Source organism: Bradyrhizobium sp. DOA1 (assembly GCF_001593325.1).
Classification (GTDB): domain Bacteria; phylum Pseudomonadota; class Alphaproteobacteria; order Rhizobiales; family Xanthobacteraceae; genus Bradyrhizobium.
In genome coordinates, this window is sequence record NZ_JXJM01000001.1 from 2,327,589 (window position 1) to 2,341,639 (window position 14,051).

Genomic DNA, 14,051 nt, shown 5'->3' on the forward strand with positions numbered 1-14,051 from the left:
AGCGCGTCTGGTCAACGAATGACGATGGAGGCTGCTTGCGTGCTGCCGCACCGAATGGCTCCGTCCGCGGCGACCTCGTTTTCGCCGCCAACGACAAGAATGGCAAAGGCTCAAGGCCGACCAAGCCAAGCAGATGCAAGCCCAGCGCGCGAGGAAAGCCATGCCCAGGATTTTCAAATCACTCTTCTTCCAGGTGGTCGTCGCCCTCGCGGCCGGCATTGCGCTGGGCATGGTCTATCCCGACACGGCCTTGCAGATGAAGCCGCTCGGCGACGGCTTCATCAAGCTCATCAAGATGCTGGTGCCCGTCATCGTGTTCTGCGTGGTGGTGCAAGGCATATCCGCGGCCGGTGATCTTTCGAAGGTCGGAAGGGTCGGCATTCGCGCGCTGCTCTATTTCGAAGTCGTCACCACCATCTCCCTGGTGTTCGGCATCGCGCTCGCCTACTACTTCCAGCCCGGCGCCGGAATGAACATCGACCCGCGGACGCTGGACGCCAAGGCGCTCAGCGGCTTCAGCCAGACCGCGGCGCAGGTCGCTGGCGGCGGCGTCTCCGAATTTCTGATGAAACTCATCCCCTCGACCATGGTCGGCGCCTTCAGCTCCGGGGACGTGCTCCAGGTGCTGATCGTCTCGATCATGTTCGGTTGCGCCATGTCGTTGTGCGGCGAGCGCGCGAGGCCGGTCGTCGAATTCGTCGAGCGGGTGAACGAGATCATCTTCAAGATGATGAACTTCGTCGTCCGCCTCGCGCCGATCGGCGTCTTCGGTGCGATCGCCTTCACGGTCGGCAAATACGGCATCGGCTCGCTCAAGCAGCTCGGGGGGCTCGTTGCCCTGTTCTATCTGGCGGTGTTCTTCTTCGTGGTCGTCGTGCTCGGAGCGATCATGCGGCTCTCGGGCTTCAGCCTGTTCAAGCTGCTGGTCTATCTGCGTGAAGAGCTGATGATCGTTCTCGGCACGGCCGCAGGCGACAGTGTGCTGCCGCAGACCATGCGCAAGCTCGAACAGCTCGGGATCAAGCGCTCGACGGTCGGTCTGGTCATCCCGACCGGGTACTCGTTCAATCTCGATGCCTTCTCGATCTATTTGACCCTGGCCGCGGTCTTCATTGCGCAGGCGACCAACACGCCGCTCGCCACCGGCGATCTGCTGGCGATCCTCGGCGTCGCATTGCTCACCTCGAAGGGGGCGCATGGCGTGCCGGGCTCGGCCATCGTCGTCCTCGCGGCGACGCTGGCCGCCATTCCGGCCATCCCGGCGATCGGACTGGTGCTGATCCTGTCGGTGGACTGGTTCATCGGCATCGCCCGTGCGCTCGGCAACTATGTCGGAAACTGCGTTGCTACCGTCGTCGTCGCCTCGTGGGAGGGGGACCTCGATCGCGCCAAGGCGCGTCGCATCCTCGATGGTGAGATCGTTCCTCCGAGCGAGCCTCTTCAGATCGACCCGGCCGGTGCGAACGCGCCCGTCGCGGGTCTGCAACCGTCCTGAACGCGGAGGCATCGATGACGACACTCTCGATCGAGCCCTTGACGAAGCAGGCCTTCGCGCCGTTCGGCGAGGTCGTCGAAACGGCAGGGGCGACGCCGCTGTCGATCAACCAAGGCTATGCCGCGCGCTACAACGAACTCGCCAATATCGATGTCGGCGCGGAAGGCGGACAGGTCAACATCAGCTGGTTCATCGCCTCTGCGCGGCCCGCGCCGATCGCCATTCGCATGATGGAGCGCCATCCCCTCGGAAGCCAGCTGTTCATGCCGCTGAACGGACAGGACTGGCTGGTCGTCGTTTGCGCGAACCCGCGCGACCTCTCGAGCTACCGGGCGTTCGCGGCCAACGGCAAGCAGGGCGTGAATTATTCCCGAAACTGCTGGCACCACCCGCTGCTGGTCCTGAAGGACGCAAGCTCGTTCCTCGTGGTCGATCGAAAGGGTGGTGGCGACAATCTCGAAGAATATTGGCTGGACGAGATCATCCAGCTCGATCCCGGCACAGCCGCAGGCTGACCCCGGTAACCACGAGGCTTATTGATGTCATCGCAAACCTATCACATCCCACAGGGTGGCCTTCCGCCCCAGACCGATCTTCTGAGCGGCCGGGCCGTCTTCACGAATGCCTACGCGGTCATCCCGAGCGGCGTGCAGCGAGACATCGTCGTCAGCCATCTGCCGCACTGGGACGGCACGCGCCTCTGGGTGCTGGCGAGACCGCTCTCCGGATTCGCCGAGACGTTTTCTCATTACCTCATGGACATCGCGCCCGGTGGCGGAAGTGAAATTCCCGAGCCCGACAAGGATGCCGAGGGGGCGTTGTTCGTCGTCGGCGGAAACCTCGTCCTCAAATTGGCGGGCAAAGAGCGTGAGCTCAAGCCCGGTGGCTTCGCCTATCTGCCGCCCGGTTGCGCCTGGAGCCTTCGTAACCGCGGCGAGACGCCGGCGCAGCTGCACTGGATCCGCAAACTGTATCAACGCGTGCCCGGATTGGCCGAGCCCGATGTGATCGTGACCAACGCAGACTCGGTCGAACCAGTATCGATGCCGGGCACCGAGGGGCGATGGGCAACCACGCGCTTCATCGATCCCGCCGACATGCGGCACGACATGCACATCAACATCGTCACGTTCGAGCCGGGTGCGACGATCCCCTTCGCAGAGACGCATGTCATGGAGCACGGACTATACGTCCTCGAGGGCAAGGCCGTGTACCGTCTCAACCGAGACTGGGTCGAGGTCGAGGCCGGCGACTATATGTGGCTGCGCGCCTTCTGCCCGCAGGCCTGCTACGCCGGCGGCCCCGGCCGGTTTCGCTATCTGCTCTACAAGGACGTCAACCGGCACATGAATCTGCGGCAGGGACCTCCGCTGATCTGACCCCCCAGCAATCCGCCCGTGCCATCGAGCGGTTGCAGGAACCATCACCCCACGCGTGAGTTGGCCGGTCGGGCAGGGCGAAAGTCATACGAGGCCAACCGTGAAAGACGACGTGCGCGTGCATTCCACGGCGCAAATCGCGGGTCATCCGATTCATCCGATGCTGGTGCCGATCCCGATCGCGTGCTTCTTCGGCGCGCTCTTGACCGACATCGCCTATGTCGCCAGCGCCGAGATCATGTGGGCGGATTTTTCCGCCTGGCTTCTGGTCGTCGGCGTCGTCTTCGGCGTGCTCGCGGCGATCGCGGGCCTGACTGATTTCTTCGGCAACCGCATGGTGCGGGCGCAGCCGCCGGGCTGGCCGCATCTGATTGGCAATGCCGTGGCGCTGATCCTGGCGATCTTCAACTTGATGATCCACATGCGCGATGGCTGGACCTCGGTGTGGCCGACCGGGCTCGTGCTTTCGGTGGTCACCGTTTTGATCCTGCCCGTCACCGGCTGGCTCGGCTGGGCCATGGTCTATCGTCACGGCGTGGGAGTTGCGCGATGAACGCTTCGATTGTCCGCGCGCTGTCGTGCACTGCGTTGCTGTGTCTGGCCGGCTGCAACGACGGCAGCGGCGATCCCAACGCGCAAATCGGCCCCAATCCGGTGCTGCCGGAATTCCAGCAATATCTGATGCCGCCGATCCACATCGCCCGCATCGTCGGCTGGAAGAAGGACGAGGCGCCCACCGTCGCACCGGGCCTGCAGGCCAAGGCGTTCGCGACCGGCTTGCAGCATCCGCGCTTTCTCTACGTGCTGCCCAATGGCGACGTGCTGGTGGCGGAGTCCAAGGCACCGAAGGGCGCTCCGATCAAGCGTCCCAAGGAATTCGTGATGGGCTACATCGAGTCCTGGGCGACATCGGGCGGCGGCGACACCGGGCCGGGTAACCGCATCACGCTGCTGCGTGACAACAATGGCGACGGCGTGCCGGATACGCGGAGCGTCTTCCTCGACCATCTCAACTCGCCGTTCGGCGTCGCGCTGGTCGGCAACGATCTCTACGTCGCCAACACCGACGCGATCGTCAGATATCCCTATACCGAGGGCGATACCAGGATCACCGCGCCCGGAACGGTGCTCACGCCCCTGCCGGGCGGGCCGATCAATCATCACTGGACCAAGAGCCTCGTTGCCAGCCCCGACGGCTCGAAGCTCTATGCCGGGGTCGGCTCCAACAGCAACATCGCCGAGAACGGTATGGAGGCCGAGCACAACCGCGCCGCCATCCTCGAGATCGACCGCTCCAGCGGCCGCTGGCGGGTGTTCGCGAGCGGCCTGCGCAACCCGAACGGCCTCAGCTTCGAGCCGCAGACCGGCGCGCTGTGGACGGTGGTGAACGAGCGCGACGAGATCGGTCCGGATCTCGTGCCCGACTACATGACCTCGGTGAAGGACGGCGGCTTCTACGGCTGGCCTTACAGCTATTGGGGCCAGCACGTCGATCCTCGCGCGAAGCCGGAGCGGCCCGACCTCGTCGCCAAGGCGATCGTGCCGGATTATGCGCTGAGCTCGCATGTGGCTCCGCTCGGCATGGCATTTTACGCCGGCACCAGCCTGCCGAGCGACTATCGGGGCGGTGCCTTCGTCGGCGAGCATGGCAGCTGGAACCGGCAGGCGCTGAACGGCTACAAGGTCGTGTTCGTGCCGTTTGCGGACGGCAAGCCGAGCGGACCGGCGCGGGATGTCGTGACCGGCTTCCTCAACAGCGACAATCAGGCGCGCGGACGCCCCGTCGGCGTCGCCATCGACAAGACCGGCGCGCTGCTGGTTGCCGACGACAGCGGCAACACGGTGTGGCGGGTCAGCGCGACGCACCCGCAGCTGACGCAACGTTAAGCCCGCCGGCGCGTTATCGGGCAGACGGTTTCTGAACGCCAAGGAGTTGGACAATGGGCCTTGCTCAATACGCCATCGTGCCGGTGCAGGACGAGTGGGGCGTGCTGCATGACGGCGACGTCAAGAGCAGATATGCCACCAAGGAAGCCGCCTTCGAGTCGGCGGTCGCCGCGGCGTCGCTTGCCTTACGTGAGGGCCACGAAGTCCATGTCAGCGTGCCCGGCCGCGAAGCTGGTGAGAACGCCCTCGGCATCAAGAGCCGGACCGCGGAACAGTTGTGACGAAGGAGGCTGCGATGACCAAGCCCCGTGAGCCGAACGGTGTCGAGCCACCCCATTCCGAAGAGGATATGCAGCGAGAGCAGCTCGGGCCGCGCGGCGTCCCCGGCGCGCCTGACCCGGCCAGGATGACGCCGCAGCGCGACAAGAAGACCCCGAAACATATCGAGCCCGGCCACACATCCTAAAGCGCGCGTGCTCTGCGGCTGACGCCGCGGTGCCATTCGGGACCGTCATTTCCGTGACCTGAACTGCGGGTAAGACCGACTTGCCGGCGCATTCTGCGCCCGCCGGGCAGGCGATATTTGGAATGCGGTTCTTGAAATCTGACGGCAGGCTCATCGGGGTCCTGCTGGTGCTTGCCATCACTCAACTCATCGGCTGGGGCACGATCGGGCTTCCCGCGATCGTCGGCCGTGAGATGGCGGCGGATCTGGGCATGAGCCGGCCGGCCGTGTTCGCCGGGACTTCGGTGCTTTATGTCACCATGGGGCTGTGTGCACCCTGGCTTGCCAAGGCGTTCGCGCGGCATGGCGCGCGCAAGGTCATGATGATCGGGACGATCGTCGCCGTGCCCGGATTCGTTCTTCTGTTCTTCGCGCGCGAGCCGATGCTTTACTTCGCCGCCTGGATCGTCTTTGGCCTGGCGGGCAGCGCCACGCTCTCGACCGGCGCCTATATCATGCTGAACGAGGTCGCGGGGCAGAGCGCCAGGAGCGCCATCGGCGCGCTCATGCTGGTGACCGGACTGTCCAGCAGCATCTTCTGGCCGACGACGTCGTTTCTCAGCGGTCATCTCGGCTGGCGTGGAACGTGCCTCGTCTATGCCGCAATGCTGCTTCTCGTGTCGCTTCCGCTCTATCCGTTCGCAGCACCCCGCCGGACCGTGCCAACGCAGGACGGCGCCACGCCGGCAAAGCACGTGGACGTGCCCCGGACTCCGCGGAGCACGTTCGGCCTCGTCGTTTGTGCGATTACCCTCAATGCGTTCGTTTCATTTGGTCTCAGCGCCGTGTTCGTCGAATTGTTGCGTGCCGAGGGGCTTGCGCCCGCGCAAGCCATTGCCTTCGGCTCGATGCTCGGTGTGATCCAGGTCAGCGCGCGCGGGCTCGACTTCCTCGGCGGCGGGCGTTGGGACGGCATCACGACCGGCCTCGTCGCCGGGACGGCGCTGCCCGTTGCCATGCTGCTCCTGATGCTGAGCGAGGGCACGACCTGGGTGGTCGCGGTCTTCATCCTGCTCTACGGCGCCGGCAGTGGCGCGATGGCGGTGGCGCGGGCGACGATCCCGCTGGTGTTCTACGATCAGGCCGAGTTCGCCAAGGCAATGTCGATGATCGCGCTGCCGCTCAACATCGCCTCCGCTATCTCGCCGCCGCTTCTTGCTGGATTGCTGACGGAGTTCGGCAGCCGCGCTGCGCTCGGTCTCACCTTCGTCTGCTCCTGCGCGGCCGTGGTGATCCTGGTGCTGCTGGGACGGCGACGGCCGCGGATTGCCCCGGTCCTGACCTAGCGTTATTCGCGGCGCGGAATTCGAGACCAGGCGATCCTGCTGCCGTGCAAGGGATAGCCGTATGCCGGGAGTGCAGTGCTCGGAGCCCGAAAATGGTGTATCGGCAGGGTGCGCGACCAGAGCTACGAGCCGCCGCGCCAAGATCCCAGTTCCCCGGAGGAAATCGACATGTCGGCCCTGCCGCTCTCAGGCATCAAGATCCTTGACCTCACCCGCGTGTTGGCCGGGCCCCTGTCGGCCCAGATGTTGGGGGATCTGGGTGCGGAGGTCATCAAGATCGAGCGGCCGGGCACCGGCGACGACGCACGCGCCTTCGGCCCGCCTTACCTCGCCGATCCCGAAGGCAGGGCCAACAACAACAATTCGTTTTATCTCTGCGCCAACCGCAACAAGAAGTCGGTCACCGTCAACATCGCCAAGCCCGAGGGGCAGGCCATCATCCGCGAGCTTGCCAAGGACGTCGACGTCTTCATGGAGAACTACAAGGTCGGCGACCTCAAGCGCTACGGCCTCGACTATGAATCGATCAAGGCGATCAACCCCGGCATCATCTATTGTTCGGTGACCGGCTTCGGTCAGACCGGGCCTTACGCACCGCGCGCCGGCTATGACGCGATCCTGCAGGCGATGGGCGGGCTGATGAGCGTCACCGGCCATATCGACGGCGAGCCGGGCGAGGGCCCGATGAAGGTCGGCCCCTCCATCGTCGACTACATGACCGGCATGAACTCGTCGATCGGCATCCTCTCGGCGCTGTACCATCGCGACGCCAATGGCGGGCAGGGACAGCACATCGACGTCTGCCTGTTCGACACCGTCATCGCCTCGTTGTCGCACTGGCTACAGATCTACCTCGTCAACGGCAAGACGCCGCCGCGCCGCGGCACCTGGGGCAATGGCGGCATGCCCGCCGGCGTGTTCCGTTGCACCGACGGCGAGCTGATGCTGGTGGTCGGCAATGACGGCCAGTTCCAGCGCACCTGCGCCGTGCTCGGCGAGCCCGGGCTCGCGACCGATCCGCGCTTCGTCAAGAACAACGACCGCGTCGTGCACGGCAAGGAGATCATGGCGATCTTCGCCGGCCTGTTCCTGAAGAAGCCGGTGGCCTACTGGCTGGAGAAGCTGGAGGAGACCGGCGTCCCCTCGGGCCCGATCAACAATTTCGAGCAGGTATTCTCCGATCCGCACGTGCAGTCGCGCGGCATGCGGGTGAAGGTCAATCATCCCTTCGAGCCCGATCTCTCGCTGGTCCGCAACGCACTCACGTTGTCGGAAACGCCGATCAAGGACTACCGCGCGCCCCCGCTGCTCGGCGAGCACACGGGGGAGGTGCTCGGCGGCAAGCTCGGCTATGATGCCGGCAAGATCGAGCAGCTGAAGCAGCAAGGCATCATCTAGCGCTTTGCTGCATCGGCCGCTCCGACGGATCGTTTCCGATCGCGCGGCGATGGCCGCGTGACGTTGCACTGCAGCCTTGCCCGAGGCTTGCCCGCAATCCCCAGATAATCCCGGTCCGTAGTCGCACAGGCTTCCGTTCCGCGCGAGACTCTGATTCGATCTCTCCACTTGAGTTCGGGAGGGAAGTGAATGTCCTACACGATCGGGTTCCAGGCAAAGAACCAGAAGGGAATTCTGGCGACCGAGGCGGCGACCGCCAATCAGGCCGTCGCCATCGTTGCCGCGCTGCGGCAAAGCTCCGACGAGATCAAGTTCATCCGTTCGCCTCAGGAAGGCGAGATGGGGATCGAGATGCTGCTGCTGCTGGCCAAGGAAGAGGCCGAGGAGATGCCGCAGCGGGTATAACCCGCGCTCTCTCTCCGATTGGAGACAAAAATCGAGATTGCCCGCGCCACCTGAGAGCTGGGCTTATCGCACGTCTCGCGCCAATGCGCGGGCCGGCGCCTTTGTTTCGACCTTTCCCGCCGTCAGCGCCATTGTCGCGACGGTGACGACGCGCGCGACCACGTCCTCGACGTCGTCGAGATCGCATTTGCCTTCCGACAGCTTGGTCAAACGCTCGCTTTCGCGGATGGTGTGGTGCGCCATGGCGAGCGCGAAGTTGAGGCCCCAGTAGATCTCGACGTCACTGCGGTCGGGCAGGGACCTGCGCATCGCCCCTGCGAATTTCCGCAAATGGTCGATCTCGCGGTTCTTGATGCGGCGGATCGGCGGCACGGATTCGATCGAGGCGCGGATCATGAAGCGTGCCGCGGTGGAGCGCTGGTTCTCGGGGCCGAGGCAGCCTCGCAGCGGCGGGCCGACCAGGGCGCGCAGGATCGCCTCGATCGGCGCGCGCCCGCCGCCTTGCTCCTCGGCATCCTTCAGTTGCCGCAGGCGCTCGCGGTTGGTCGCGATCGAGCGGGTGACGAACAATTCCGCAATCAACTCGTCCTTCGAGCCGAAATGATAGTTCACCGCGGCGAGGTTGACATTGGCCTCCGCGACGATGTCACGCAGTGTCACGTCGCTGAAGCCGCGATCGGCATAGAGCCGCTCGGCGGCGGCGAGAATGGCAGACCTCGTATGATCGCTGGCCATGGGTGCCTTGGATGGAGGGAGTTGCAATTCAAACACTTGTATGAAACTATCGTTTGAAGGCCGGAAAAGTCAATCCGCAATCGGGACTCGTTCGCAACTTGCGATCACATTCCGAAGTGGTCGCAAAGGCGCGCGCATTCGCGCTTGCGAGCCGCGCGCGGCGGGAGGACAGTCCGGCGCAAAACGAGATCGCAAAGCAAGACGAGGAGCGTCCCATGGATTTCGACCTGTCCCCCAAGCAGAAGGAATGGCTCGACCGCGTGCAGTCCTTCATGGCCAAGCATGTGCGTCCGGCGGTGCCGGTCTATGACCAGCAGGACAAGGCCGGCGATCGCTGGAAGGTCATTCCGGTCCTGGAAGACCTCAAGAAGAAGGCCAAGGCCGAGGGCCTCTGGAACATGTTCATGCCGCCGTCCGAGCACGAGGACGACGAATTCCGCGGCGCGGGACTGAGCAATCTCGAATACGCGCTGCTGTCGGAAGAGATGGGCCGCATCACCTGGGCCTCTGAAGTGTTCAACTGCTCGGCGCCTGATACCGGCAACATGGAAGTGTTCATCCGCTATGGCACCAAGGAGCAGAAGCGCAAATGGCTGCGCCCGCTGATGGACGGCGAGATCCGCTCCGCCTTCCTGATGACGGAACCCGCCGTGGCCTCGTCGGACGCCACCAACATCGAGACGCGGATCGAGAAGGACGGCGATCACTACGTCATCAACGGCCGCAAATGGTGGTCGTCCGGCGTCGGCGATCCCCGCTGCAAGATCGCGATCCTGATGGGCAAGACCGATTTCAAGGCGGCCAAGCACCAGCAGCAGTCGCAGATCCTGGTTCCGCTCGATACGACCGGCATCAAGGTCGAGAAGATGCTGCCCGTGTTCGGCTTCGACGATGCGCCGCACGGTCATGCCCAGGTGCTGCTCGAGAACGTGCGCGTGCCCAAGGAGAACATCCTGCTCGGCGAAGGCCGCGGCTTCGAGATCGCGCAGGGCCGTCTCGGTCCGGGCCGCATCCATCACTGCATGCGCACCATCGGCAAGGCCGAGGAAGCCCTGGAGAAGATGGTGAAGCGGCTGGCCTCGCGCACCGCGTTCGGCAAGAAGATCGTCGAGCACAGCGTGTGGGAGCAGCGCATCGGCGAGGCCCGCACCAACATCGAGATGACCCGGCTTCTGTGCCTCAAGGCCGCCGACATGATGGACAAGGTCGGCAACAAGACCGCACAGGCCGAGATCGCCATGATCAAGGTCGCAGCGCCCAACATGGCGCTGAAGATCATCGACGAGGCGATCCAGGCCTTCGGTGGCGGCGGCGTCTCGGATGAGGCGGGCCTTGCCAAGGACTACGCTCACATCCGCACGCTCCGCCTCGCCGACGGCCCGGACGAGGTGCACAATCGCGCCATTGCCAGGCTCGAACTTCGGAAGTATGCAAACTCTCCAAGTCACTGAGAGGGAGGGCCCCGCGGCGCTCCCGACCTGAAGAAACGACAGGGCGTGATCCGGTGACCGCTTGACGCAAGTGCGTCAGCGGTTACCGATTAGGATCATGCTCGACCTGAAATGGTCAGGACTGAAGAGGGAGCGTCACCGTGGCTGACGGCGTCAGGAAAGACGAAGAGTTCTCGGGCACCAAACCGGTCGAAGAGCGGCATCGCTTCGACGAGCTGCGGCTCGAGGCCTGGATGCGCGACAACGTCGAAGGCTATGAAGGCCCGCTGGTCGTTCTCCAGTTCAAGGGCGGCCAGTCCAACCCGACCTACCGGCTGAACACGCCGAACCGTTCCTATGTGATGCGGCGCAAGCCGTTTGGCAAATTGCTGCCGTCCGCGCACGCGGTCGATCGCGAGTACCGCGTCATTGCAGCCCTGGGAAAACAGGGCTTTCCGGTCGCGCGCGCCTACGCGCTGTGCCAGGACGACGGCGTCATTGGCGCCGCGTTCTACATCATGTCGATGGAGGAGGGCCGCGTATTCTGGGATCCGACGCTGCCGAGCCAGGATGCCGATGCGCGCCGCAAGATCTTCACCAGCAAGATCGAGACGCTGGCGAAGCTCCATATGTTCGATCCCGTCGCGATCGGCCTCGGCGACTTCGGCAAGCCCGGCAACTATTTTGCGCGGCAGATCGACCGCTGGACCAAGCAATACCGGGCGTCCGAAACCCAGCACATTCCCGAGTTCGAGAAGGTCGCCGAATGGCTGCCCAAGACCGTGCCAGAGCAGGCGCGCGTCTCGATCGTTCATGGTGACTATCGCCTCGACAACATGATTTTCCACGCGACGGAACCGCGCGTGCAGGCCGTGCTGGACTGGGAGCTGTCGACGCTCGGCGATCCCATGGCCGACTTCACCTATCTGCTGATGCAGTGGATCATGCCGGGCCTCGACGGCGTCGACCTCAAGGCGCTCAACATCCCGAGCCTGGAAGAGGCGGCGCAGATCTACTGCAACGTCACCAAGATGACCGTGCCGGATCTCAACTGGTACTTCGCCTACAACCTCTTCCGCCTCGCCGGCATCACGCAAGGTATCGCCGGTCGCGTCCGCGACGGCACCGCCGCCAACGCCAAGGCGCTGGAGTCAGCCAAGCGCACCGTGCCGCTGTCCAAGGCCTCATGGGAGTACGCGCAGAAGGCGGGTGCGGTGTAAGAGAACAAGGCGCGCCGATGGCCGCGCCTTTTTCGATTGTGTCAATCCCCGTCCCACACACTCGGTGTCATTGCCCGCGAAAGCGGGCAATCCAGTATTCCGGAGACAGGAATGCTCGAACCGAGAAGCCGCGGCGTACTGGATGCCCCGGTCAAGCCGGGGCATGACACCGAGGCGAGCTTGTTCCAGCGTCAGCGCGAGCGAAGCCATCGGAATATTCCTATAACGACGGTCGGGAGTACGCGTCGTCTCGCGCCTGGCGATTTGCGCGCCACACGTGCGCAACTCTTTCGAGGCGAACGCGTTCGCCCCCAAGGTTGTTGTGCGCGAGGCACTCGGCTTATGCGGAAGAATTCGGCTTAACATTTGTTACAAGCTCCTACGAAGAAGTACGGAGCTCAAATTTTACCGACCATAAAGCGTGTCTTTCTAGTTTTTCCCGATTGAGGAAAGCTGGGAGGCGCCGATGCCGACGATCAGAACGACGTTCATCATTCTAAGTAGCGTTTCAGTGCTTGCTGGAATGACGACGGCCGTGTCGATCATGAAATCGCGCGGCGCATCGGCGGACGAAGCGGCCGCCTATGACAATCGCTACCGCTCCTACCTGCTGGCCGACGAACTCCGCCAGAGCTCCGATGATCTCACCCGCCTCGGCCGGACCTACGTCGTGACCGGCGATGCCGCTTACAAGGCGCAATACCTCGATATCCTCAGCATCCGCAACGGCGAAAAGCCGCGACCGCAAGCCTATCACCGCATCTATTGGGACTTCGTCGCGGGCGGGACGGCGAAGCCGCGCCCGGATGCGGAGACCGTTGCACTCTCGGCGTTGATGAAGCGGCAGGGCTTCGCCGACGGCGAATTCAAGCAACTCGAACAGGCACAGAAGAATTCGGACGGCCTCGTCAATCTCGAAGTTGAAGCGATGAACCTGGTCGAGGGCAAGGACAAGAACGGCAAGCCGCTTGCGGCGCCGGATCGCGCGCGCGCGATCGAGCTGCTGCATTCAAAGACTTATCATCAGTACAAGTCGCAGATCATGGAGCCGATCGATCGCTTCTTCGTGATGCTGGACGAGCGAACCCAGGCGAGTATCGATGATGCGTCGTCGCGCGCCGCGCTGTGGCGAACCGCTTCGCTGGCCTCGATCGGGCTGTTGGTGATCTCCGTCCTGATGCTCTGCGCCTACATGTACCGCTTCGTGGTCCGCAGCCTGTCTAAAATCGAGAGCACGACCAGGACGTTGGCGGCCGGCAATCTGGATGTTGCGATCGAGGAGACCGAGCGTAGCGATGAGATCGGCATCATCGCGCAATCGATGGTAGAGTTCCGCGATGGGCTGAAGCGCGCCAGGGCCTTGCAAGGCGCGGAAGAGGCCGAGCGCGCCGCTAAGGATCGCCGGGCGAATCTGCTCGACAGTCTCGTGAAGCGTTTCGAACAGACGATGCAACAGATCGTCGGCAGTGTCAGCACCGCTTCGTCCGAGCTGGAGACGACCGCCAGCACGCTGACCAAAACGGCCGAACACACCCAGGAGCTGGCGGCCGTGGTGACCGGCGCGTCGGAGAATGCCTCGACCAACGTCCAGTCGGTGGCCTCGGCGACGGACGAACTCACCGCCTCGATCCACGAGATCAGCCGGCAGATGCAAGAATCGACCAGGATCGCGGCTGCGGCCGTCGAACAGGCTCGTGCAACCGACGACCGCATCAATGCGCTATCCGATGCCGCGAACCGGATCGGCGACGTGATCAAGTTGATCACCACCATCGCCGAGCAGACCAATCTGCTGGCGCTCAACGCGACCATCGAGGCCGCCCGGGCCGGGGACGCCGGTCGGGGCTTCGCGGTGGTCGCGCAGGAGGTCAAGGAACTTGCTGCCCAGACCGCAAAGGCGACGGGTGAGATCGGCGGCCAGATCACGTCGATTCAGAGTGCAACCAACGATTCAGTCGTCGCGATCAAGCAGATCGGCGACACCATCTCGCAGATATCTGGCATCGCCACGACGATCGCAGCTGCGGTCGAGCAGCAGGGCGCAGCTACCACCGAGATCGCCCGCAATGTGCAGAAGGCATCGGATGGCACCCGCGAGGTCTCCGGCAGCATCACCAAGGTCAATGCTGGCGCGCAGAAGACCGGCGCGGCGTCATCGCAGGTCCTGGCCTCGGCCAAATCGCTGGCCACCGAGAGCAGCAGGCTGCAGGACGAAGTCGCGCAATTCCTCAGCGAGGTCCGCGCGGCTTAGCTTTCGCAGTCGAGCAGCTCCTGCAGGGTGGGCAAGTGCGCGTAGCGCTGTGCCCACCAT

Annotated in this window: 14 protein-coding genes; 13 read left to right on the plus strand and 1 reads right to left on the minus strand. The window is 64.0% G+C overall.

Features of this window, described 5'->3' with window-relative positions:
• Positions 1–160 precede the first annotated feature (160 nt).
• The 10 genes from dctA to SE91_RS10990 all read left to right on the plus strand — a co-directional run bounded on the left by dctA (position 161) and on the right by SE91_RS10990 (position 8,355).
• The gene (gene dctA, locus SE91_RS10945) at positions 161–1,495 is read left to right on the plus strand and encodes a C4-dicarboxylate transporter DctA (RefSeq protein ID WP_063921349.1); all 1,335 of its coding nucleotides are present in this window, start codon (positions 161–163) and stop codon (positions 1,493–1,495) included.
• A gap of 14 nt (positions 1,496–1,509) precedes the next feature.
• The gene (locus SE91_RS10950) at positions 1,510–2,010 is read left to right on the plus strand and encodes an ureidoglycolate lyase (RefSeq protein WP_061847618.1); all 501 of its coding nucleotides are present in this window, start codon (positions 1,510–1,512) and stop codon (positions 2,008–2,010) included.
• 24 nt (positions 2,011–2,034) lie between these two features.
• A complete protein-coding gene (locus SE91_RS10955; protein ID WP_008549529.1) occupies positions 2,035–2,874 on the plus strand; it encodes a bifunctional allantoicase/(S)-ureidoglycine aminohydrolase in 840 nt (279 codons plus the stop codon).
• 100 nt (positions 2,875–2,974) lie between these two features.
• Complete coding sequence (locus SE91_RS10960; RefSeq protein WP_061847619.1) at positions 2,975–3,427, plus strand: DUF2231 domain-containing protein; 453 nt, start codon at positions 2,975–2,977, stop codon at positions 3,425–3,427.
• On the plus strand, positions 3,424–4,761 hold the full coding sequence (locus SE91_RS10965; RefSeq protein ID WP_061847620.1) for a PQQ-dependent sugar dehydrogenase: 1,338 nt from the start codon (positions 3,424–3,426) through the stop codon (positions 4,759–4,761). Before SE91_RS10960 ends, SE91_RS10965 begins: the two co-directional genes overlap by 4 nt.
• 53 nt (positions 4,762–4,814) lie before the next feature.
• Positions 4,815–5,042, plus strand: a complete 228-nt coding sequence (locus SE91_RS10970; protein ID WP_008549523.1) for a hypothetical protein — start codon at positions 4,815–4,817, stop codon at positions 5,040–5,042.
• Between the two features lie 14 nt (positions 5,043–5,056).
• Entirely contained in the window at positions 5,057–5,227 is a 171-nt protein-coding gene (locus SE91_RS37010) for a hypothetical protein (protein ID WP_193409733.1), read from the plus strand.
• A gap of 122 nt (positions 5,228–5,349) precedes the next feature.
• A complete protein-coding gene (locus SE91_RS10980; protein WP_061847621.1) occupies positions 5,350–6,552 on the plus strand; it encodes an MFS transporter in 1,203 nt (400 codons plus the stop codon).
• Between the two features lie 168 nt (positions 6,553–6,720).
• Positions 6,721–7,950 carry a CaiB/BaiF CoA transferase family protein gene (locus SE91_RS10985; RefSeq protein ID WP_061851087.1) on the plus strand — a complete coding sequence of 410 codons (1,230 nt, stop codon included), beginning with the start codon at positions 6,721–6,723 and terminating at the stop codon, positions 7,948–7,950.
• Positions 7,951–8,139: 189 nt separating this feature from the next.
• Positions 8,140–8,355, plus strand: a complete 216-nt coding sequence (locus SE91_RS10990) for a hypothetical protein (RefSeq protein WP_060736389.1) — start codon at positions 8,140–8,142, stop codon at positions 8,353–8,355.
• 63 nt (positions 8,356–8,418) lie between these two features.
• On the opposite strand, the gene SE91_RS10995 is transcribed toward SE91_RS10990, so the two are convergent.
• Positions 8,419–9,090 (minus strand): TetR/AcrR family transcriptional regulator, encoded by a 672-nt coding sequence (locus SE91_RS10995; protein WP_060736388.1) that lies wholly within the window; start codon positions 9,088–9,090, stop codon positions 8,419–8,421.
• A 215-nt stretch (positions 9,091–9,305) separates the two neighbouring features.
• On the opposite strand from SE91_RS10995, the gene SE91_RS11000 reads away from it, so the two are divergent.
• The 3 genes from SE91_RS11000 to SE91_RS11010 all read left to right on the plus strand — a co-directional run bounded on the left by SE91_RS11000 (position 9,306) and on the right by SE91_RS11010 (position 13,991).
• Positions 9,306–10,541: an acyl-CoA dehydrogenase family protein gene (locus SE91_RS11000; protein WP_061851088.1), complete on the plus strand. Its 1,236-nt coding sequence runs from the start codon at positions 9,306–9,308 to the stop codon at positions 10,539–10,541.
• A 140-nt stretch (positions 10,542–10,681) separates the two neighbouring features.
• A complete protein-coding gene (locus tag SE91_RS11005; protein ID WP_061847622.1) occupies positions 10,682–11,740 on the plus strand; it encodes a phosphotransferase family protein in 1,059 nt (352 codons plus the stop codon).
• Positions 11,741–12,206: 466 nt separating this feature from the next.
• Positions 12,207–13,991, plus strand: a complete 1,785-nt coding sequence (locus tag SE91_RS11010; RefSeq protein ID WP_082813707.1) for a methyl-accepting chemotaxis protein — start codon at positions 12,207–12,209, stop codon at positions 13,989–13,991.
• Positions 13,992–14,051 lie beyond the last annotated feature (60 nt).

What these genes read in the sequence shown, in the direction of transcription:
- dctA (WP_063921349.1), top strand. Translation starts at nt 161, where the DNA reads ATGCCCAGGATTTTCAAATCACTCTTCTTCCAGGTGGTCGTCGCCCTC.
- SE91_RS10950 (WP_061847618.1), top strand. Translation starts at nt 1,510, where the DNA reads ATGACGACACTCTCGATCGAGCCCTTGACGAAGCAGGCCTTCGCGCCG.
- SE91_RS10955 (WP_008549529.1), top strand. Translation starts at nt 2,035, where the DNA reads ATGTCATCGCAAACCTATCACATCCCACAGGGTGGCCTTCCGCCCCAG.
- SE91_RS10965 (WP_061847620.1), top strand. Translation starts at nt 3,424, where the DNA reads ATGAACGCTTCGATTGTCCGCGCGCTGTCGTGCACTGCGTTGCTGTGT.
- SE91_RS10970 (WP_008549523.1), top strand. Translation starts at nt 4,815, where the DNA reads ATGGGCCTTGCTCAATACGCCATCGTGCCGGTGCAGGACGAGTGGGGC.
- SE91_RS37010 (WP_193409733.1), top strand. Translation starts at nt 5,057, where the DNA reads ATGACCAAGCCCCGTGAGCCGAACGGTGTCGAGCCACCCCATTCCGAA.
- SE91_RS10980 (WP_061847621.1), top strand. Translation starts at nt 5,350, where the DNA reads ATGCGGTTCTTGAAATCTGACGGCAGGCTCATCGGGGTCCTGCTGGTG.
- SE91_RS10985 (WP_061851087.1), top strand. Translation starts at nt 6,721, where the DNA reads ATGTCGGCCCTGCCGCTCTCAGGCATCAAGATCCTTGACCTCACCCGC.
- SE91_RS10990 (WP_060736389.1), top strand. Translation starts at nt 8,140, where the DNA reads ATGTCCTACACGATCGGGTTCCAGGCAAAGAACCAGAAGGGAATTCTG.
- SE91_RS10995 (WP_060736388.1), bottom strand. Translation starts at nt 9,090, where the DNA reads ATGGCCAGCGATCATACGAGGTCTGCCATTCTCGCCGCCGCCGAGCGG.
- SE91_RS11000 (WP_061851088.1), top strand. Translation starts at nt 9,306, where the DNA reads ATGGATTTCGACCTGTCCCCCAAGCAGAAGGAATGGCTCGACCGCGTG.
- SE91_RS11010 (WP_082813707.1), top strand. Translation starts at nt 12,207, where the DNA reads ATGCCGACGATCAGAACGACGTTCATCATTCTAAGTAGCGTTTCAGTG.